This is a genomic window from Clostridium autoethanogenum DSM 10061 (genome assembly GCF_001484725.1).
GTDB classification, from domain to species: Bacteria; Bacillota; Clostridia; order Clostridiales; family Clostridiaceae; genus Clostridium_B; species Clostridium_B ljungdahlii.
On sequence record NZ_CP012395.1, the window covers coordinates 1,484,500 to 1,506,306 of the forward strand.

General features: G+C 30.2%; 15 protein-coding genes, 1 pseudogene and 3 CRISPR repeat arrays (1 of these 19 only partly in view). All 16 genes and pseudogenes read right to left on the reverse strand.

From position 1 onward, the window contains the following. Window positions 1–49: 49 nt before the first annotated feature. Window positions 50–778, reverse strand: coding sequence for a polymer-forming cytoskeletal protein (locus tag CLAU_RS06650; protein WP_013240115.1), 729 nt, complete (start codon window positions 776–778; stop codon window positions 50–52). Between the two features lie 19 nt (window positions 779–797). Beyond that, on the reverse strand, window positions 798–1,427 hold the full coding sequence (locus CLAU_RS06655) for a YhbD family protein (protein WP_013240116.1): 630 nt from the start codon (window positions 1,425–1,427) through the stop codon (window positions 798–800). A 279-nt stretch (window positions 1,428–1,706) separates the two neighbouring features. Next, window positions 1,707–2,096: a hypothetical protein gene (locus tag CLAU_RS06660; RefSeq protein WP_029169902.1), complete on the reverse strand. Its 390-nt coding sequence runs from the start codon at window positions 2,094–2,096 to the stop codon at window positions 1,707–1,709. A 20-nt stretch (window positions 2,097–2,116) separates the two neighbouring features. Beyond that, on the reverse strand, window positions 2,117–2,869 hold the full coding sequence (fabG, locus tag CLAU_RS06665; protein ID WP_023162219.1) for a 3-oxoacyl-[acyl-carrier-protein] reductase: 753 nt from the start codon (window positions 2,867–2,869) through the stop codon (window positions 2,117–2,119). A gap of 141 nt (window positions 2,870–3,010) precedes the next feature. Beyond that, on the reverse strand, window positions 3,011–3,817 hold the full coding sequence (locus tag CLAU_RS06670; RefSeq protein WP_023162220.1) for an MBL fold metallo-hydrolase: 807 nt from the start codon (window positions 3,815–3,817) through the stop codon (window positions 3,011–3,013). Window positions 3,818–3,973: 156 nt separating this feature from the next. Next, a pseudogene (locus tag CLAU_RS21110) lies at window positions 3,974–4,192 on the reverse strand (CD3324 family protein); the annotation flags it as partial. 712 nt (window positions 4,193–4,904) lie between these two features. Beyond that, a CRISPR array of direct repeats spans window positions 4,905–6,323; the repeat unit is 30 nt; unit sequence ATTTAAATACATCTCATGTTGAGGTTCAAC. A 178-nt stretch (window positions 6,324–6,501) separates the two neighbouring features. Continuing rightward, entirely contained in the window at window positions 6,502–6,786 is a 285-nt protein-coding gene (cas2, locus tag CLAU_RS06675) for a CRISPR-associated endonuclease Cas2 (protein ID WP_023162221.1), read from the reverse strand. A gap of 16 nt (window positions 6,787–6,802) precedes the next feature. Then, window positions 6,803–7,807, reverse strand: a complete 1,005-nt coding sequence (gene cas1b, locus CLAU_RS06680) for a type I-B CRISPR-associated endonuclease Cas1b (RefSeq protein ID WP_023162222.1) — start codon at window positions 7,805–7,807, stop codon at window positions 6,803–6,805. Window positions 7,808–7,824: 17 nt separating this feature from the next. Beyond that, window positions 7,825–8,319 (reverse strand): CRISPR-associated protein Cas4, encoded by a 495-nt coding sequence (locus tag CLAU_RS06685; protein ID WP_023162223.1) that lies wholly within the window; start codon window positions 8,317–8,319, stop codon window positions 7,825–7,827. 18 nt (window positions 8,320–8,337) lie between these two features. Beyond that, a complete protein-coding gene (locus CLAU_RS06690) occupies window positions 8,338–10,905 on the reverse strand; it encodes a CRISPR-associated helicase/endonuclease Cas3 (protein WP_023162224.1) in 2,568 nt (855 codons plus the stop codon). 12 nt (window positions 10,906–10,917) lie between these two features. After that, window positions 10,918–11,664, reverse strand: coding sequence for a type I-B CRISPR-associated protein Cas5b (cas5b, locus tag CLAU_RS06695; protein ID WP_023162225.1), 747 nt, complete (start codon window positions 11,662–11,664; stop codon window positions 10,918–10,920). A gap of 3 nt (window positions 11,665–11,667) precedes the next feature. Next, on the reverse strand, window positions 11,668–12,597 hold the full coding sequence (locus CLAU_RS06700; protein ID WP_023162226.1) for a type I CRISPR-associated protein Cas7: 930 nt from the start codon (window positions 12,595–12,597) through the stop codon (window positions 11,668–11,670). Further along, window positions 12,598–14,352, reverse strand: coding sequence for a hypothetical protein (locus tag CLAU_RS06705; RefSeq protein ID WP_023162227.1), 1,755 nt, complete (start codon window positions 14,350–14,352; stop codon window positions 12,598–12,600). A gap of 18 nt (window positions 14,353–14,370) precedes the next feature. After that, window positions 14,371–15,081, reverse strand: coding sequence for a CRISPR-associated endoribonuclease Cas6 (locus tag CLAU_RS06710; RefSeq protein ID WP_023162228.1), 711 nt, complete (start codon window positions 15,079–15,081; stop codon window positions 14,371–14,373). Between the two features lie 417 nt (window positions 15,082–15,498). After that, a CRISPR array of direct repeats spans window positions 15,499–18,302; the repeat unit is 30 nt; unit sequence ATTTAAATACATCTCATGTTGAGGTTCAAC. Between the two features lie 333 nt (window positions 18,303–18,635). Next, entirely contained in the window at window positions 18,636–19,397 is a 762-nt protein-coding gene (locus tag CLAU_RS06715; protein ID WP_023162231.1) for a CPBP family intramembrane glutamic endopeptidase, read from the reverse strand. Between the two features lie 29 nt (window positions 19,398–19,426). After that, window positions 19,427–19,951, reverse strand: a complete 525-nt coding sequence (locus tag CLAU_RS06720; RefSeq protein ID WP_242832230.1) for a hypothetical protein — start codon at window positions 19,949–19,951, stop codon at window positions 19,427–19,429. A gap of 119 nt (window positions 19,952–20,070) precedes the next feature. Further along, a CRISPR array of direct repeats spans window positions 20,071–21,807; the repeat unit is 30 nt; unit sequence ATTTAAATACATCTTATGTTGAGGTTCAAC; it runs 470 nt beyond the window's last position.

Here is a 21,807-nt window from a genome sequence, read left to right on the forward strand (position 1 = left end):
AAGGTTTTAATTATAACATACTGTTGGTTTACTTCTTCTCATTATTTCTTTAATTATCAGCTATTTTTTTACAAACTATCTTAGAATTTTTACCAACATCTACTTTATTTCTATATTCCACTATCTCGATATCACAATTAGCTCCTATAGTAACATTATTTCCTCTTACTACTTTTGCACATGTATTTTCAAGATAAATATCATCTCCTTCAATTGTGCCTGTTACAAGTCTTGCAGAATTTGAGAAAAGATTTATCATCTTCATGAAAAAATGACCTTCTCCCAATTTAACACTTATATTTTCGCCACCTATATCTTTTACTGTACATTTTCCATACATCTCTATATCTATATTCCCTGCATTTAATAATCCGTCTATATTAAAGCCTCCTCTTGCATTAAAATTTTCTGCTTCACAATCTCCACTTATGGATGCTGAGCCTGATATTGATATTTCTTCCGTATGCAAATTACTATCCATACGGGAAGATCCACTTATTTTAACTTTTTTTGCAGTAACACTGCCTACTATATGAGAAGATCCACTTACAGTTATTTCTTCACAATCAAGATTTCCACATATTTTAGTACTGCCGCTGATTTTAGTTATTTTACTTTTTAAATTTCCGCTCACATTAGAAGATCCTGATACTTTATAAGAGCTGCACTCTATATCTCCATTCATTTTAGCAGTTCCACTTATTTTAACTTCGTCATACTTTCCACCTCTAATTATTCCAGCCCCAGAAATTTTTACATCTTGTAAATTCTCTTCCATTTTAAAACTCTCCTTTATTTTATAATGTTAGTTTTGATTTTAATTGCTCCACACATTCCCCTGCATTTATCTTTAATACAAGCATGGCTTCAGTTTCAACATACACTTCATTTGGTATCAGCATTAAAAAACATACAGCAACTCCAAGCTTTCTTATAAGTACTACATCACAATATCTTCCATAAAATTTCTCATAGTTTTTTTCCAGAGTATCAAGTACTAATTTAGCTTCCCCCAAACTCACCTTTCCAGATTTTAAAAACCTATCTACTATAGTCATAAACAGCAGTTCATTAAAATTGAATTCACTGCTTTCTTTATGAACATCTTTATATAATGTGAAAGTAGGTTGTGAAACAATGTTATGTGATGATATGTCACTTTCTTTTAAAATAACTTTCGAAAGATTTGGCGAAAATATGCTTGCAAGTTCATCTAAAGATACATCATCTTTAAAATTCTTGATCTTTTCTACTCTATCCAGTATTTCCTTCCTTGGAAAAAACGTCTCCTGGCCTGTAAAGCTGGACCTTTTTATAAACCATTCTTCGGGTATTAATTTTTTTCTTTTCCATCTATACAATTGGCCATAGGAAATACCTGTTACTTTAAGCAATTCTTTTTTAGAAATTAGATTTTCCTCTTCCATATTTTCATTCCTCTCAATAATTTCTTTTTCAAAAACAGTGTAACATAACATTGTTACGTTAGCAATAGTTATTTTATCCGATGGCTACCAGCCGTAATCCCCCATCTTCTTATAAAGTGTGGGGATAACGGCTGCTACACCCCTGGATAACGATTTCTAAGTTTCAGATGGAGAAAAAAAACTTCACCTGAAACCAAGAACTCTGTTTATTTAAAATAAAAAACTCACCTTAAAGCAATAACTGCTAAAGGTGAATTTAAATAAGACTCCATTAAAATCCTATGTATTATTCTTTTTAAAAACAATATCCATAAAGGACATTCCAAATGCCAATGCTAACGACATCCATATTCCACTGAGCAAACTTCTATTTGTGATTCCAAATATATAATAAAAAATGCAATCCAAAATGGAAAACAAAGCAAATAGTAACATTAATCTCAAAGTTCTCTTTTTTACCTCAATCCATTTCAATTTTTTTAAATTTATTACAGCCACTAATAACATATATAATATATAAAAAAATGCAAAAAAGAGATATGCCATTAAAAATTTAGCAGCAAATTTATTTCTTATACCCCTATAGGCAATAAAAAATGAAATTGCCGTACTTACTAGAAACACTATGCTTATTATTCTTGTAAAATATGTCATTAAATTTTTTTTCATATTATCCCTCATATATTCTATTACATAGCCATTCCACCATCTACATTGATGACTTGCCCTGTAATATACTGGCACATATTTGAAACAAGAAATAAAACTGCATTTGCCACATTTTCTGCTTTTCCGTAAGCTTTCATTGGAATTTTAGACAGCATCTCTTCAGTTACCTTATCAGAAAGTACAGATGTCATATCTGTTGAAATATATCCTGGAGCAACGGCATTTACAACTATACCACGACCTGCAAGTTCCCTTGCAGTTGCCTTTGTAAACCCAATAACTCCTGCTTTTGAAGCAGCATAATTTGCCTGACCAACATTTCCTATTATGCCTACAACACTTGCTATATTTACTATGCTTCCTGATCTTTGCCTTAACATCTGCTTTGATACAAGCTTAGTACAGTTAAATGTCCCGGTAAGATTTGTATTTATTACTTTATCCCAATTTTCTTTTTTCATGGTCATCACTATGCCATCACTTGTAACACCTGCATTATTTATCAATATGTCTATCTTTTTAAATTTTGCAATTACAGATTTTACAACTTCTTTTGTCGATTCTTCTGAACTCACATCATGCTTTAAACCCAGGGCTTCAACACCATAAGCTGATGATATTTCATCTGCTGCTTTTTTTGCTCTTTCTTCATTAGTTCCCGTTACTACTATTTTTACTTTTTCTGCTGCCAATTTCTCTGCAATAGCTCTTCCAAGCCCCCGAATGCCTCCAGTTATTAAAGCTACTTTATCCGTTAAACCTAAATCCATCATGTTCATCCTCCTATTTGCAATAATGGTCACCCTGCCTCTCCCTTTAGACATGAGATAACAGCTTATATGCGGCTAGATAATTTCTTAATAAAATACTAGTGGTAATTATATCATACTTTATGTATCAAACAAATCCAAAATTCACCAGTTTATTTCCAGCCCCACTCCTACTTCCTTTATAGGTAAATATTTATGTATTTCTGCTTTAACAGCAAAGGAGGTACAATGGCATGGGTACAACTCTTTCACATCGCTTTTTCTTAGATATTCAATAGTTTTTCTAACCCCGGAGTTAACTTGAAACAAATGAAATCCACCTATAATTCCAAGTACCCTATTGTCACTGCAAACTTTTTTTGCGTATTCCACTATATTACATATGCCGCTGTGAGAACATCCTGTTATGACGTAAATGCCCTTTTGACTTTTATACACAAGTGCTGTATCATCCATTACATAATCATCAACTAAAGCTTTCCCTGAAACCTGCTTTCCTATAGGTTTTTTATTTTCAAAATCATTGGTTCTTGGTATCTCCCCTAAAAAGGTTATATGTTTGCTAACTTTTTTAGGTTCTTTGGAAAGAATCAAATTACACTTTTCTTTTAGCTCTTCTTCCAAAATAGAAGAACAAATTTTTAAATCTCCATCTATTTTTTCCTTAAATGCATCAGGGTGGGCAAGTATTGAAATCTTATTTTTACAGTTTTTTTGAAAGTAATATTTAAGTCCTCCTGTATGGTCATTGTGTCCATGTGAAACAGCAATTATATCTATGTTCTTTAAATCCACCCCCAATGCAGCTGAATTTTTCAAGAATATATCAGAATAACCTGTGTCAAATAGAATCTTAGTGTCCTCATCTTCAATATAATATGAAACAGCAGGTTCTCCAAAATAATATCTATCTATATAGGTGTTGTTATCTACTAAAACTTTTAGCTTCATTCTTTCATCTCCCAAAAATAATTTTCACTGTCTTCATTATATTTTATAAAACCATTCTTTTGCAAAACTTTTTGGGATGCAGTACGAATCAGATAACCTCCAAAATTTTTCAGAATTAAAAAATCGCCTTCAGTTTTCTGCTAAAGGCGATTTTAATTATTTCATTTTTGATAAAATTTTCTGTATGGTTTTAGGAGATAGATAGTATGTTTCAGAAAGGTAGTCTATAGATGCTCCCTTTCTGTATTTGCTGTAGATTTCAAGGTTTCTGTAAAATAACATATTTCTGCTGCCACTTTTCTCTCCCCAGGTTTTTCTGCTGCATTGTTTTCTCGGTATATAGATATATTCGCCGTCAATATAATCCTGAATTTGAGATACGAGTTCTTATGGTAATACATCTGCTGCTTTTTTATCCGATCGCTACCATTGCTAGCACCCCCATCGCACACAGCGAAAGCGACTATCAAAGTGAGGGATAAGTACTGCTACGCGCCTGGATAAGTTCTTCCCCTAAAGGATAACGTATTCTAAGTGCTAAAGACACTAAGAATACTGTTAATAAGGTTCAGCTGGAGAAAGTAATTCTTATAAGCAAACTCCATCTGAACCTAAGAATCACTTGATAGTCCAATTCCGTGCTCCTCCTAATATATATTTTTAGGATTGTGCAGAGGCTATTTGTATTTGTGCAATAGCCCCTGCTATGCACACACAATCAATGTTAACACAAAAATGCTCCTTTCTTTAAGCTCTTATATATAGTATATGTATCCATTTTTACTCACTTATTATTCTTTTTTGTTCTTTTTGCAATACCAATTAGATAGCATTATATAAAAATCCTGTTCTTCTTTTATTTTTGCATTTTTAAATAATTCTTTTAAGTCCCAATACGAATATTTTAAGAATTGTTCATATAAATTATTTTGTTTATTTGTTTTCTCTATACTAATTCCTCTAACAAATAATGCTTTTATTATATTATATCCTAATACACCTCTTATATAAATAATTCTCTGGAAGTGTACATCTTATGTTAAGGTTCAATTAAAGAGACTGTTAAAAAATGCATACAGAGAAATTTATTTAAATACATCTCATGTTGAGGTTCAACAGGAACAACTGGGTGGAGTGCTGATGCTGTAGATAAATTTAAATACATCTCATGTTGAGGTTCAACGCTATCAAGAATTTGTTCTTCAAGCTTTTTAATTTCATTTAAATACATCTCATGTTGAGGTTCAACTTTCTTCTGCTGCTTGTACATCCCTGCGCATTGAATTATTTAAATACATCTCATGTTGAGGTTCAACTAATGGAAGATGTAAATGAAGAATTAAGTATTCAAACATTTAAATACATCTCATGTTGAGGTTCAACCTAACAGAAAATAAAGCCGGATTTTAAAGGAGGGACATTTAAATACATCTCATGTTGAGGTTCAACAATTAAATCTTCTATTTCTTTATCTGTATTGTTTAATTTAAATACATCTCATGTTGAGGTTCAACTTAACATAGTACCTGATGCGTATTATTTTGCAAACTATTTAAATACATCTCATGTTGAGGTTCAACCACAATGTGCAAACGGAGGAATTGTTTCTTCTGATAATTTAAATACATCTCATGTTGAGGTTCAACTTAAAACCCTCGGTATATTGTGCATCGCCTAAAGCTAATTTAAATACATCTCATGTTGAGGTTCAACACCCAATAAAATATACGTTGGTATACCTGTAGACATATTTAAATACATCTCATGTTGAGGTTCAACAGAAAAAGCCTGAACATATACGTATTATATTTAAAGATTTAAATACATCTCATGTTGAGGTTCAACGGAATTAAAAAGTTATAAGATAGACGACATATCATAATTTAAATACATCTCATGTTGAGGTTCAACTTAGTTATTCCAGTTCCGAGATTGGTATCTGTATTCATTTAAATACATCTCATGTTGAGGTTCAACGTAATTCTCTACATATTCAAGCCCGGCGTTTATATCATTTAAATACATCTCATGTTGAGGTTCAACTTATATGGCAAGTCTTTTGGTGTACTTGGATCTGCAATTTAAATACATCTCATGTTGAGGTTCAACGCATCAACTTCAGGTATAATTTGAAGCTTTTGAAATATTTAAATACATCTCATGTTGAGGTTCAACCCAAATGCCTTTCAGGAACAGGCATAACCTTAATTTATTTAAATACATCTCATGTTGAGGTTCAACACAACCACTACAAAGAATACTCCTACAAAAGAAACATTTAAATACATCTCATGTTGAGGTTCAACGGCCATTAGTGCATTAGGCGTTGACGAGTTTTGGCAATTTAAATACATCTCATGTTGAGGTTCAACAAGTATATTTAAACAAATTATAGAAGGATGGAGCAAATTTAAATACATCTCATGTTGAGGTTCAACGGGAAGCTTTATATTTAAATTTAAGTCTTTAGCAGGAAATTTAAATACATCTCATGTTGAGGTTCAACCACAGTAAAATAGCCATTCCTTATTTTCATTATAACCCTAAAACCCTTAATAATAAAGGCATCAACTGAAAATTTTCCAACCGTTTTTCAATTTTCATAAACTCAGCCAAAAAAGTGCCTCAATTCATTACATATCAATGCATTGAAGCACCTTCTATCTTCAAAGAGGTTGGAAAAATCAAAGTATTAAATCTTCAGTATTATTTTCATTTATCCCTAAAGTATCCTCCTCAAAACAGCTGTCATTCATAAGCTTTATTATTGTGACAAAATCCTTATCCTTTATAATCTTATTTAATTCACTCTTCAACTTTATCATTTTAGAAGTCGTTATAGCCCCTCTAAAAACAGAATTCTGATGGTGGTGGAAATATTTTTTGCATACCTTAAATACCTTATTTACCCTTTTCTCATTTACATCATAAAATACAAAAGCATAGTTGAAATTAAAATTTTTTCCCATAAAGCTCCTCCAATTATTACATCATATTTTTCAGGCTGAAAGGCTTAAATTCTTCACCTTCCACCACATACTTTATAAGCTTATATCCATCCAACCTTATGGCTGTCTTATAACTTATCTTCCTTTTAAGCTTTTTATGGTCAAAAACACTTTCAAATCTCTGTTCAATTGCCTGTACAAATATTTTCTTCCCTTCTTCATTCAAAAGACAGTAATTGTATTTTTTATCAAAATGCTTGTTTACTTGAATTTGCTTTGTGTTTACCAGCTCAAAAATTGTTCTATACACTATTACTGGTTTAAAAACTTCGGATAAATCCAAACTTAGTGAAAATCTTCCTTCAGATGGTTCATGCAGATAACTTATAGTCTGGTTTAAATGGGTATTATAAATTTGAGATACAGTTTTGGAATATAAAATTGAATTACCAAAGGATATAAGTGCATTTATAGGATTATCGGGAGGCCTTTTCACTCTTTTATTCATTATAAAATCTTCTGGTAAAATGTACTTGAAGTTTTCATAAAATCTCTGCCATATCTCCCCTTCAACTCTCAATACCTGCTTTATACCTAAATTACCATCCTCCAAATACTCTGGAACTTTTTCTTTTATCCAGTTAATTGTAGGCTCAACCTCTTTTTTATCATGTCTGTAATAATGGTATAGTATCTGGCATATGTTTTCTCCTATACCCCATACAAAGGACTTTGCTATATAATTTCTATTATTTAAAAAAGCTTCTACTTGCTTTATAGTAACCTTGCCACTTACAAGACTTTCTTTAGGATAAAAACTTCCACTATAGTATCCATAGTAATTAAAAAAATGAATGACTATACCTGCCTTTGCAGCAAAATCAAGAAATTTGCTGTTTACTGTAATTTCATTCATGCAGTATATTTCTCTTGTAGATTCTATTGGCAGATAGAAATTACCTTTTTCATTATGAAATAGAACAGAATTATCTTTTCGCTTGAGTTCTCCCATACTCATCAAATATTTAGTTCCGCTGGCCATTAAATTTCACCTTCTTCTTAAATATAACAATATTCATAGTAAGCACATTTTTTGCATCCTTTAACTTTACCAACTTTAGGAGGCATGTCTTTTTCAAGTAATTTTTCCATTTCAAGATTTAGCTCTTTTAATTTCATTTCATTTTCTTCTGTAAGGCTTACATATATTATTTTTTTGTCTTGCTTGTTTTTCTCCTGAAATTCAATTTTTCCCTCTCTATAAATTCCCTTGTTTTTTAATATACTGAGATAAAATAACACCTGCCATTTTACTGCTTCTACATCTGCATCAGATTTTTTTATCTCTACTAAATAATCCTTTGTAATCTTATCTATCTTTACATTGTCTATACATATTTCTGCATTTTTATTTCCTTCTGCTTTCAATTCATGAATCACTTTTCCAATCTTTACATCTTCATTTGTATATTCCATGTTGATTCTGTTTGCATGGAGCCAAAATTGTCTTTTGCAGTGAAAATAATAATTTATAAGCGTACCGTTTATTTTCATTTACATCTCCCCTAACAGTTACATAAACAAATTTGCCTCATCCGGCGCTTCCCCTATGAATATTTCCTGATTGAACCTGCCGTCTCTTATATATTTTTCTCCATCTGATATGTAATATATGTCGCCCAGCATATCACTGTATTCTGTAGGAATTTCTTTTACCTTATATATGAAATAACCTAAATTGGGGGTTATCTTTGATAATTTTACTTTTTTCTCTGCATACCCCATACTCTTATCCATTAGAACATCTTTATATTCTTTCCAGATATCGTCACCATATATAACGTCATTGTTTCCCAGCTTTATTTCTCTAGAAATAAATACAGTATATTTGTTTTGATCTTCATCTATGAGTTTCATATAGTCCTGTACAGCTTTAAAATTCATGGAGTCCAATTTTTTAGTAAATGCTTCATATCCATGGTCATTGCTTTCCTGTTTTTTTAGCTTGATTTTTTCTATGACTTTTTCATAGTACTTTTCAAAATCCTTTTCCCCTAAAAGTTTTTGAATTTCACTTTGAATTAAAGTAAGTTCCTTTTCTCTTCTCACATCGCCTTTGTAGATAACCCTGCAATCATCTATTTTAAAAAATTTCACTCTTCCTTTTTTCAAGCAGGACCTGTTTACCCTTCCCATAAATTGTTCTTCTGCATCTAAAATAGATATGTTTTTATAACCTAAATCCATATCTATATCAATTCCTGCTTCTACTATCTGGGTAGCTATTAAAATAATCTTCTTTTCTTTATCTCTTGCCATTTTTACAATTTTACCCCTGTCAATTTTATTGTCATCCGCAGTCATAATCTTAATTTCATGTCCATACTTATTTTCAAAGTTCTTATTCATATAATCAAAAAATCTATCAGCCCTCTTTTTAAATATGAATTCAATTAGTATTTTTCCATTATCTCTGCTTTCAGCTTGTATATCACGGGAAAGCTTTTCAAACTGTTCTTCTTCATCACCTAAATCAAGCATTTCAAATTTTACCCTGCTCTTAAAATATGGATTTTTGAAATATTTGTTTCTGTCTTCTATCAAATATATAAAATCATTGCTATTTCCCTCTACAAGCTTATTTAATCTGGGAAGGGTGGCTGACATTATTATGACTTTTATATTTAAAAGTTCCGAATATGAATCTAGAAAATTGATTATTTCCTTCCATATTTCATTTTTATAACTTTGTATTTCATCTAGTATTATTATAGAATTACACAGATTTATAAGGGGAAAGACCTCTTTCCTGCTTGTGCCAAACAGAGAATTAAAAAGGTTGACATGAGTGGTTATAACAAAGGGATAATTTATGAAAATCCTATTTAAAAGTGACTTTTCATAGTCAGTTTTCCTGCCAGAATCTAAATCCGATTCAACTTCATAGTCTTTATCCACTGTCTTTATAGGAGTTATTGAATTTATCACAGATATACTTTCTCTTATTTTACTGTCATTTTTAAATATTTTTATAAACGCACTTTCAGTCTGTTCAACTAAAGTATTAAATGGAAATACATAAAAGAGTTTATTTATTTTCTCATTAGAGTTTAGCATATGTCTTACCAAATTTATGGAAGTTATAGTTTTACCAGCTCCTGTTGGTGCCTCCAGGTAATATATGTTCTTATTCCTGTTTTTCAAATAACTTTTTTCACTTTCAAGGGTTATTTTAGATCTTAATTGATTTATATTACTGTACTTTCCATCTATCACCGGATTTTTTTCATAACTTCTTATGCTCTTTAAAATATCATAGTCTTCTACATCTCTGCTAAATCTTTTTTTCAATTCATCATCCATAATTCCCATATCATCTACTTTTTCGCCATTCATAAATTGAGATGTGGCATAATAATCTGCTGCTGTAAGAATGGAAAATAGCAATTTGGAATAAATGTATAAAGTAAAATCTAATTTGCTGTTTGCTAAAAAGCAATCTTTTATGTATTCCTGTGAATTGCAGAAGGACTTGTAAATTACTCTTTCCCCCAGCACATCCATATTTAAATCAGGGTAGTAGGTTTCCTTTTTATAGTTTTCTGAAAAATTCTTCAGCTTTTCTCCATAACCTTCTATACTGCCTAAAAATCCATGATGCCTGGATATTATATAGGAGTTTAAATACATAAAGTATTTTAAATAATACCTGTCGTATCTTTTCTTTATTTTATTTATCCTTCCATTAAAATAGCTCACATATATATAAGATCCTAGAAGAGAATGATTTTTTTCTCCTGCCGAATTATCCTTGTAGAGTTTATTTAACATATTGGCATACTGAAATGCGGGATTTATCTTTCCTATGTCATGCATGTATATTGTATTTGCAAGCATTTCCTTCCACAAACAAATTACATCTTCACATCTATCTTCTAAAATATCCTTTTGCAAATTATTGAATACATTATCTAAATCTTTTTCACTGCATATAAATTCAAAATATTTGTAAGTTAAATTTATATGGTCTGTAAGTTTTTCTCTTCTAGTTTTGTCGGTTCTATCTCTATGGGCATACATATTATCCAAATTACTTATAAAAAACTCTGGATTAAATAACTCCACGTCATCAAAATACATAAAAATTACCCTCTAAAAAAAGTACAAGTTTTTGTCCAGTTCTTCGTCTCTATACACATCTACACTTTCGTTAAATGAGTCTACAGCCATATTTGTCTCTGTAAAATCGGAAAACTGATATTGATTTAGATCTTTGTCAAGAGCCACAGGAAGGTATTCTGTATACTTCCAGGCCGTATCCGTATCCTCTTCTTCATCCTGATATTTATCTATTTTGAAATACTTCGTTTCAAAAATACTATCTACTTTGTCTACATCATCTTCTTTATGGACTTCAAGTTCACTGACTTTAGTTATATCTGCAAAATGATCATTTGTTCCAAGATAGGGTATAAATTTGGCCTTATTTTTTCTAATCATATTTGAAAACTCATCTGTTATATTATCTATTTTCACATAAATCATCCACTTGGGATTTTGAAGCCACTGCTGTTTTACTATGAGATTTCCTCCACTTTCCCTGCTTGCATACCCAACAGAGTTGTTGAACTCTTGAACCTTTTTGGATATATAGCCATGCTTATTGATAGTAACTACAGCAACTTTGGCATTTTTAAGTTTTTCATAAAACTCAGGATATACATTTTTCTTAAAATTTCTGCTCTGCTCGTTATAGCCTCTAAATCCAAGAACACTTCCCATTATTCCAAGAAGAGCTATCTTGTGTATATTTCCATATGTAAAGCAGCAATAAGTATTTACATCCGGCTTTTTGAAAAACGCAGTTTTTCCAGAAAGTTTGAACCTTACTACTTTCATGCCTTAAACCTCTTTTCTTGTAAATATATTAAAAAGCACAGCTCCTTTTGGTATATTATTTAATTTTAACTTATAGTCATTATAATAAATTTCTATTTTTTTAATATCATCTTCAATGCCCTGCAAAATCTCTTCTAGATTTAAAGTCAATATTTCCTTGTCTTTTCTCTTTTCAAATTTCATAAATTGGGTTAAATTGGGAAGGTAAGTTTCTTCATCAGTTTCAACAAATAGTGCAAATTCATTTTCACAGCCTGCCTTGGCATTTGTATTTAAGGCAGTGGCACCTAGTAATGCTCCCTCCTTAAATTTTTTGTAGTCCTCTTCTGTATAACCTTCTGTAACCTTCATATCCACATAATCTCTATAGGAAGTTGGGTTTATATAAAAAGGATACATGTAATGAGCCTCATCACTTACAATTTTTGTACCAAGTGTACTCTGGTTTGCTTCTTCCGCTTCTTTTCCCTCTTTAGGTTTTTTGTCACTTCTAAAAGGAGAAAGTATCTGCTGCTCTTCTGCATTTGAATCTTCATATACATTAAATCCTTGACCTATCTGCACTGCCCCTGTAAGGGATATATTGTTTCCTTCTTCTGCAAATGTTGCTCCAAAAGATTTTACATCTAAAGCAGAAAATAGATTCTTAAGTATAACTGTACTTTCATCTTTTTTAGTAAGAGTCGTATCAAATACCTGGTTATAGCGTTCTTCAAGAGATCTAGGTCTGATCTTTCCTTTATCAGTTTTGAATGATTTTATATATAATATTTTTTCTCCTCTATCTTCCCAATATTTTTTTATACTGTATTTAAGTGCCTTGTCGCTTCCAAATATAGATCCATCACTGATTGTCTTAGGATAGCCGCTGAAATCAGCATTCCAATTTGCCATAATTGATTTAATTCCAATAACACCATATACTCTGTTCATTTAATTTGCCTCCTCGTTTTGATTTTCCTTTTCAGATTTTTTATATATTAAATTGGGACATAAAAATCCTGCTATTATAATGTCCTGATCCACCTTTCCTTCTGTATTATAGGAAGAAACCATATAGTACATATTGTTAAATCTAAAAGATGACTGTATAGCATAATCATATTTTATAAACAACTTTCTCAGTTTTTCCTTTATAAACTCACTGCTTTTTGCATTTAAAAAAGGATTTATAAAAGAATAACTTTTGTTTCCAGACTTATTCAAGCTGTAAAAATATTTAAGCAGCTGGCCTATGCAAAAATAATATTCTTCATCATTTTCAGCCTCCACCTTATACTCAGGATCTTCTTTAATATTTATCTTTTCGTCTATACTCTTTCGAACACTTTTAACAACTGCATCCATACTCTTTCCTCCCTTTTCATTGTTAAAATAATAAAGTACTGCATGCCTTAAGTTAAATTGATTTACTGCCTTGTTTATATTTCCTTGATTTATAGAATTACACAAAAGATATAAGGTCATGCTGTTCCAAAATGTACTTGCCAAAAAATCTTCACCTTTATAAAACCAGGTGTAAAGTCCATACCTGTATTTCAAAAGACACTCTTTAACTCTTGCATCATTCAAATTTATACTTTTTGCTTCTGTAAAAAAGTTGTTTTCCAAATACTTGTTAAAGAACACTTCACTTATTCTACTTTTTACTTCACCTAAATTATTTAAAACTCCCAGGAACAATTCAAAATCTTTGCCTGCTCCTCCATTTATAATAGGAAGAACTTCTATGGATCTTTTCAACTTATACCTGTATTCGGTTATGGTATCATAATCTGCAATTTCCGCTTCTTTCCCCTTGTTTATTCTCAGGAAATACCCCTTAAAGTCATCTTTCTTATTTTCTTTATAGTCTACGGCATCTATATCACTACCTGCATATATGTAATTTTTCTTTTCTTGTGCATAGTTCATGAAATAATCAAATAATTTTTTCTCCATAGAAATGGTACTTGAATCTACAAGTACAGGCAACTTGCTTTTTCTAGTCTTGTTTTCAAGGTAAGGCTTTTTTGAATTCAATCCTATATTAAAGTCGGGCAGTCCATACACTTTATCTCCGATCTTAACATTGTAATCCGTGCTGTTATAGATATTAGGTATTATATATCTCTGGCTTTCTCTTTCATAATTTTTAGAATCGGTATTATAGAATAATTTAAGGTATGTTTTATCTAGACTTTTGCGACTTGCTATTTTATATATATTTTGCTTTATCCAATCTCTTATTTTGTCTATAAGTTCTCCATCTGGCTTACCCTGTTCTTTTTCAAACTTCAAGTAAAGCTCCAGACTTTTTTTCTTATTTTTATACTTATCTTTAGGATTTTTTAAAATGTCATAGTATTTATCTATTATTTCAACATTCAGCTTTCCCTTAGATGGATCTAAATTTTCTTTTTTCACATAGAAAGTATACATGTTATTACTGTGTATTACCTTTGTCGGATCTACTGGCTTATTCATGGATATAAGGCCGCTAATACAATCCATTTTTGCAAATTTTCTATAATCATCCTGTGATTTATCTGTTTTCTTGTCTACACTAAATATTTCTACTCTATCTCCACTGTCTTCCAATGTAAATTCAACGTAGTCACCAGGTGAAAGCGTATAGTTATCCACAATGAGTGCATCACCTTTTTTTCCATATTCGCTGCTGAATATTTTACAGATTTCATTTATCAAATATTTTCACCTCTGTTTCTATTTGATATATTGATAATTCACAAATCCGTACCCCCTAGGGCTCATGTCTGCAAGTCCTGTCCCAAGTAGCATGTATGCAATATTTTGGGCGTCGCTATTTGTTTCCAAATTCAATGTTACTTTATCTCCTAGAATTCTTTTATCCTTGAAACTAGCAGCTATAGGTTTTTTGTTGTCTATTTTTGCATAATTAAACAGTTTTAAATTTTTATCCACAGCCTCTCCTGTCAATACTTCATATTTTTTTATACTGGTTGTTCTTATGTATTCAAAGAATTCTTCTTCAGTGTATTCATTTCTCCAATATTCAGTTTTTTCACTGCCAGGCATTTTAACTATTACAGGAGTTATACTATATATTCTGTCCATAGGCCTTTTAGGTATGTTTTTGCTCTGGCATACAAGAACTTTTATCTTAGAAGTATATTCATTTGACAAGAATTTTAAAAAGTGATTTTTTAATTTGGAGCCTATACATCTCAATTGGAAATTATATATGCCTCCTTCTTTATACATCTTAGTTTTTACATCTAAGGGGTACAAGCTGTTGAAGCAATAATTTTTCATCATATTTTCTTCGTGAAAATTTTTCATGTCCTCATTTTCATAAAAAGATTTATCCATTAATTTGCTTAGATCTTCCAATGCCTGTTCTATAGAAATATTCTCTAGAATGTATACTTTAATGTTTATTTGATTTATTTCCATAATCACCCTCCATTCATTTGTATATTACAAAGATTTGTCTTCCATATATGTTATTATTCGATTAATTTATGGAAAGTCCTGCAAATATGAGGAGCTTTTTAGATAAATTTAGTATAACAGGATTATCTTTTTATGGTTAGCTTTGCATCTATACATATTGTTGATTTTACTAAGCAGATGATAAAAAAGACGATAACCATAATCCAATATTTTCTGATGTTTATATCATCTATAGAGTAAATTCTGTTTACATTTATATTATTGTACTTAAATCAAATTTATATTCATAGTAAAACCAATAAAGTTGAAGTATTGAGAAATATTTAGAATTAATTTAAACAAATCTGTTTCATACAACATTTGTTACGGTTCAACTATCATCACTTTGACGATAATTCAAAGTTATACCAATAAAGTATTTAAAAACATTTCATATTATGGTTCAATAATTCCTTTATAATGTATTATTTACAATTATTATTTATTTAATCACATCTCATGTTGAAGTTCAACTTATAGCTCCAGACGAGGAAAATGCCAGAGATTATTAATTTAAATACATCCCATGTTAAGGTTCAATTAAAAAATAGACCATATACTTCTTTAAAAGATTTTCAATTTAAATACATCCCATGTTAAGGTTCAACCAACTATAGAGCCACTTGGAAGGGTAATTAAGTTATTTAAATACATCTCATGTTGAGGTTCAACTTGAAATACTTGATATGTATCCTAATGATGGAAGTTTATTTAAATACATCTCATGTTGAGGTTCAACTTATAAATAGAAACTTCACAAAAGATCCTAAATCCACATTTAAATACATCTCATGTTGAGGTTCAACTTTAATTTTCGCCAATTCTACATTACTATATTTCAATTTAAATACATCTCATGTTGAGGTTCAACTTTATTGTTTACTTTATCAGTATTTGCATTGACTTATTTAAATACATCTCATGTTGAGGTTCAACTATGGAAGAAATAAGACTTTTAACAGCAAATGAAATATTTAAATACATCTCATGTTGAGGTTCAACCGTCACAAAAGAAGAAATAGAAAAAATTGTAGATGAAATTTAAATACATCTCATGTTGAGGTTCAACGCAGATACAAAGAAGAAGGATTCCCTTGGGCAAGAAATTTAAATACATCTCATGTTGAGGTTCAACAAAATCAAATAAACCTATTGAATGGATAATCTCCCAGATTTAAATACATCTCATGTTGAGGTTCAACATCATTATTGAAAGCTCTTATCCTTTATTCGATTTAATTTAAATACATCTCATGTTGAGGTTCAACATGCCGTGCAATCAGACTGGATGGTCTACTATTTAATTTAAATACATCTCATGTTGAGGTTCAACAAACATTTCTTAGATGCTATATCTGGTTATGTAAGATTTAAATACATCTCATGTTGAGGTTCAACTTTTAGGTACTGGTATTATTTTTGCTCCATATTATTGATTTAAATACATCTCATGTTGAGGTTCAACAGTCTAGGCTTCAGCAATTTTAAGAAGGTAAAAAAAATTTAAATACATCTCATGTTGAGGTTCAACGGAGGCAGTAAATGATCTTGGACATACGCCTGTAAGATTTAAATACATCTCATGTTGAGGTTCAACTAGGACAAGGTAGAGATATGGATTTTTCTGCTTACAAAATTTAAATACATCTCATGTTGAGGTTCAACTGAAAAAGAAGGAGATAACCCAACTCAAAATAGTAAGATTTAAATACATCTCATGTTGAGGTTCAACTTAATATCTCATCTATCATATTATACTTCCTTTCCAATTTAAATACATCTCATGTTGAGGTTCAACTTAAATAATTAGTATAAAAATGGAGGAATGTATAAAATTTAAATACATCTCATGTTGAGGTTCAACTATTGGCCAAACTTTAAATATACATCTGCAATGTCATTTAAATACATCTCATGTTGAGGTTCAACCTCTATAGCAGTTCAATTTCATCCTGATCTAATCCCATTTAAATACATCTCATGTTGAGGTTCAACTAGACCACAATTAAATGCAATGTTAGAATTTGCTCGATTTAAATACATCTCATGTTGAGGTTCAACTTTTAAAGATAGTATAACTAAGCAACAAAATGATTAATTTAAATACATCTCATGTTGAGGTTCAACCGATAAAAGACACACTCAAAACTGTATGGGATGCTAATTTAAATACATCTCATGTTGAGGTTCAACTTTGGCTTACTACTTATAGCAGTTCCAACAGTTATTACATTTAAATACATCTCATGTTGAGGTTCAACAAAGCTTCGGCATATAAAAGTTGGAGCTTTATACTGATTTAAATACATCTCATGTTGAGGTTCAACTTAAGCAGTTTAAGCCATTGTATCGAGTAGACTGATTTAAATACATCTCATGTTGAGGTTCAACGTTGGTGGAGAAAAGGAACCTCTATTACTAGAAAAATTTAAATACATCTCATGTTGAGGTTCAACTGATAACTTAATAAAAAATATAGAGTTAAAAAAAGGATTTAAATACATCTCATGTTGAGGTTCAACGGTGCTAAAGATACTGGATTAGGAATAATTACATCAATTTAAATACATCTCATGTTGAGGTTCAACGCCCACTATTTTGTGTATAATTTATTACTCCAAACAATTTAAATACATCTCATGTTGAGGTTCAACTACATTCTCTACTACAGAATAATCGAATTTTACCTGATTTAAATACATCTCATGTTGAGGTTCAACATAATGGATAAGATAATATTATATTAGTCATTTTTTATTTAAATACATCTCATGTTGAGGTTCAACATTGGTTAGGCTCAAAATTCCTAGCGTTTTGTCCTTATTTAAATACATCTCATGTTGAGGTTCAACTTTGCACAACTTCGTTAAAACATAATTTAGCGAAGTATTTAAATACATCTCATGTTGAGGTTCAACAAATGAAAACATATGTTTTACACCTTATCAAGTTGGATTTAAATACATCTCATGTTGAGGTTCAACAATAATAGCAGTAATTTTATTAATTACAGGCATATAATTTAAATACATCTCATGTTGAGGTTCAACATGTATAAATAAAGAAACAAACCAAATTGTAGAATAATTTAAATACATCTCATGTTGAGGTTCAACGCAGCTCCAGGAGCAAAAACCAAAGGTACTATTCGCATTTAAATACATCTCATGTTGAGGTTCAACCACAGTAAAATAGCCATTCTTTATTTTCATTATAACCCTAAAACCCTTAACAATAAAGGCATTCGCTGAAAATTTTCCAACCGTTTTTCACTTTTCATAAACTCAGCCAAAAAAATGCCTCAATCCATTACATATCAATGCACTTAAGCACACTTTACCTTCAAAGAGGTTGGAAAAAATCTACCCATGATATTTAGTTTGAAACACACAATAAGTTTTTACCAAAATTCTCTAACCATTTTTTTATTTCAAATAAAAAAGCACCTTTAAGATTCAACTTCATTTTCATAAACTCAATAAAAAAGTGCCCTAAGCCATTAAATTCAAATAACTTTAAGCACCTTTACTTCGTAAATTGGTTGAAAAAGACTTATCATAAAAAAGATTTTTTCGAAATAAGAATATCAATACTACTGTCAAAATAGATAACATGCTTAGCTCTATGAATTCAGTATAAAATAAACTTGACGACAAATAATTGGTGTTTTGGAAGCAAATAAATCTTGTAAACTTATATGGATTGTCCAAAAATAACATCTGTTCAGTAGCATCATAAAATAAATGAGTTCCAACAGTAAACATAAGAGACTTTGTTTTTATCACAATAACTCCAAATATTACACCTATTAATATAGCATCAATAATTCTTATCCACGTGTGAGGTTGTTTTGAATAGTTGGAGTAATGCACTAATCCAAATACTAATGCTTGTAAAACTATTGCCAATACTTTAGGAAGTTTTCTAAATGCTACCTGCATAACATATCCCCTATACAATCCTTCTTCAAACAATGCTACTCCTAAAAATCCAAAACTACTTGCTAAAGTAAAAATTATAAATTTTGCCATACCTGGCCCATTTACAATTAACTCCATTGTGCCGCCAATGATTCCTATTGACCCTACTGCTAATTTATAAAGCAGTGCCACAATAATTCCAATAACAAATAGCTTAATATCATGTTTTTTTAAACTTATCCAATATACAGGAGTATAGTCCTTATTACGAATGGATTCAATTTTTTTGACAAGCATTATAACAATAATAAACAATGTTATATTAATAAAAGCATTTACTAATCCATCAACGACCAAATTTTTGCCTCCAATTCATTATAAAATATTCAAAATATTAACGATATTATTATGCCTAATAAATTATTAATTGAATGAATTAAAAACACCACAAAACCAGCCACATCAATTCTTTTTGACTTAAAAAAATATACCATAAATGCATATCCCAATATCAATCCTTTAATTCCAGCTTGTATTGCCCAATATAATCCCCATATCATATCATTGGTGTTAAAAAAGTGAGGAATTCCAAAACATATTGCAGCTACAATTACTGCAATTATTTGTATGGTTTGGGAATATGAATAATATAAAAATATACTTATTATTATTACAAATATAAATGTTTCAACTAATGGTGCAATAAAAATGCCATTAATAGTAAATGATACATTTGTTATTAATGAATTATTTACCTTAAGAATGTCATTAGGAAATTGCCTTACATAATTTTTTATTACTAAACTAGCAATATATGATATAAAGAACGGTATTATTGATGTAATTAAAATAAACTTAAATATGGATAAATTTATTAGATACCCATGCAATTTTTTTATCAAAAATACCACCCTTCCTGTTATATTAATATAAATTCAGAGAAAAACCTTAGTAATTTCAATAGTTTTAAGACTATAGACTTTCATCAATCTCACGTTATAATAGAGTCTACTATATTCCTAATTTTTCAAATTAGATACATCTCATGTTAAGGTTCAACAGTAGCTAATGATCAAATATTAACATTCCAATTACTATTTAAATACATCCTATGTTAAGGTTCAACAGGTGGTTATTTTCAAAATAGTTATCAAGCCACACCGATTTAAATACATCTTATGTTGAGGTTCAACTATATCAACTCTCCCCACTTTTGGGGAACGTACTCTATTTAAATACATCTTATGTTGAGGTTCAACGATGATTATAAAGTATGTTTGCTAACAGCTATAGCGTATTTAAATACATCTTATGTTGAGGTTCAACATTTGTACTTGGCTCTGCTATCTTGAATATTAATTTAATTTAAATACATCTTATGTTGAGGTTCAACTAATTATATATATTCTGATTGGGTTTATATAAATTCATTTAAATACATCTTATGTTGAGGTTCAACAAGAGTTGATACTTTACTTATAGATTACTTAGGTGCATTTAAATACATCTTATGTTGAGGTTCAACGGGCATTAAATATAAAAAGAAATATATTCCATGAATATTTAAATACATCTTATGTTGAGGTTCAACTCTATTACCTTAAGAAAATTAAGTCCACTAGCATTAATTTAAATACATCTTATGTTGAGGTTCAACCTATCCCAGCAATTAATATCTCTATTAATATCTCTCAATTTAAATACATCTTATGTTGAGGTTCAACATTGCTCACCCATTTTAAATAGTAATTCCCAAAAAATTTAAATACATCTTATGTTGAGGTTCAACGTGGTTACTTGGGATACACCAAGGCGGCTAACAAAATTTAAATACATCTTATGTTGAGGTTCAACGGAAATATATCTTCTCCTAGATCTCTGTACTTATTTATTTAAATACATCTTATGTTGAGGTTCAACATATTAGGCTGTTTAAAAGATACCTTACAGTTAAATATTTAAATACATCTTATGTTGAGGTTCAACGCTGCAGAAAGAAAAAAGTGAGATGGAAGAAAAAAAATTTAAATACATCTTATGTTGAGGTTCAACTATATACGTAAATAATTTAAGTGGAACAACAACATCATTTAAATACATCTTATGTTGAGGTTCAACCAACAACTTTCTCATGCAGGGGCCATATCAAAAGAATTTAAATACATCTTATGTTGAGGTTCAACAAAAGAAAATGAAAATAAAGTTCCAAGTGCAACCATATTTAAATACATCTTATGTTGAGGTTCAACCTTCCACGCACTATGTAACACATTTTTGCTTTAGAGATTTAAATACATCTTATGTTGAGGTTCAACCATAACCATAGATCAGTGCAATAAATTGTTTTTTACATTTAAATACATCTTATGTTGAGGTTCAACTTGCCTTATTAGCGAATACAATAGAATTAGAAATTAATTTAAATACATCTTATGTTGAGGTTCAACATGGCTTTTGTTGCTGCTATGTGTGCAGGAGGTACATTTAAATACATCTTATGTTGAGGTTCAACTTGAGAAGGAGTATAAAATTGCTAATAAGCAGATGAATTTAAATACATCTTATGTTGAGGTTCAACGTATAGATACTACATGCATTAAGCATATAGATGTATTATTTAAATACATCTTATGTTGAGGTTCAACTTTGACAGCAACAAGAGAAAGAATTTCACATATATTATTTAAATACATCTTATGTTGAGGTTCAACAAATACATTTTATAAATTATTAAAAGAATATGAGGATTTAAATACATCTTATGTTG

Coding starts and splice junctions, on each gene's coding strand:
- CLAU_RS06690 (WP_023162224.1), bottom strand. CDS start 10,905: ATGTATTTTGATGACGTGGAGTTATTTAATCCAGAGTTTTTTATAAGT.
- CLAU_RS06710 (WP_023162228.1), bottom strand. CDS start 15,081: ATGGAAATAAATCAAATAAACATTAAAGTATACATTCTAGAGAATATT.
- fabG (WP_023162219.1), bottom strand. CDS start 2,869: ATGATGGATTTAGGTTTAACGGATAAAGTAGCTTTAATAACTGGAGGC.
- CLAU_RS06660 (WP_029169902.1), bottom strand. CDS start 2,096: ATGAAAAAAAATTTAATGACATATTTTACAAGAATAATAAGCATAGTG.
- CLAU_RS06670 (WP_023162220.1), bottom strand. CDS start 3,817: ATGAAGCTAAAAGTTTTAGTAGATAACAACACCTATATAGATAGATAT.
- CLAU_RS06650 (WP_013240115.1), bottom strand. CDS start 778: ATGGAAGAGAATTTACAAGATGTAAAAATTTCTGGGGCTGGAATAATT.
- CLAU_RS06685 (WP_023162223.1), bottom strand. CDS start 8,319: ATGAAAATAAACGGTACGCTTATAAATTATTATTTTCACTGCAAAAGA.
- cas1b (WP_023162222.1), bottom strand. CDS start 7,807: ATGGCCAGCGGAACTAAATATTTGATGAGTATGGGAGAACTCAAGCGA.
- CLAU_RS06655 (WP_013240116.1), bottom strand. CDS start 1,427: ATGGAAGAGGAAAATCTAATTTCTAAAAAAGAATTGCTTAAAGTAACA.
- cas5b (WP_023162225.1), bottom strand. CDS start 11,664: ATGAAAGTAGTAAGGTTCAAACTTTCTGGAAAAACTGCGTTTTTCAAA.
- CLAU_RS06700 (WP_023162226.1), bottom strand. CDS start 12,597: ATGAACAGAGTATATGGTGTTATTGGAATTAAATCAATTATGGCAAAT.
- cas2 (WP_023162221.1), bottom strand. CDS start 6,786: ATGGGAAAAAATTTTAATTTCAACTATGCTTTTGTATTTTATGATGTA.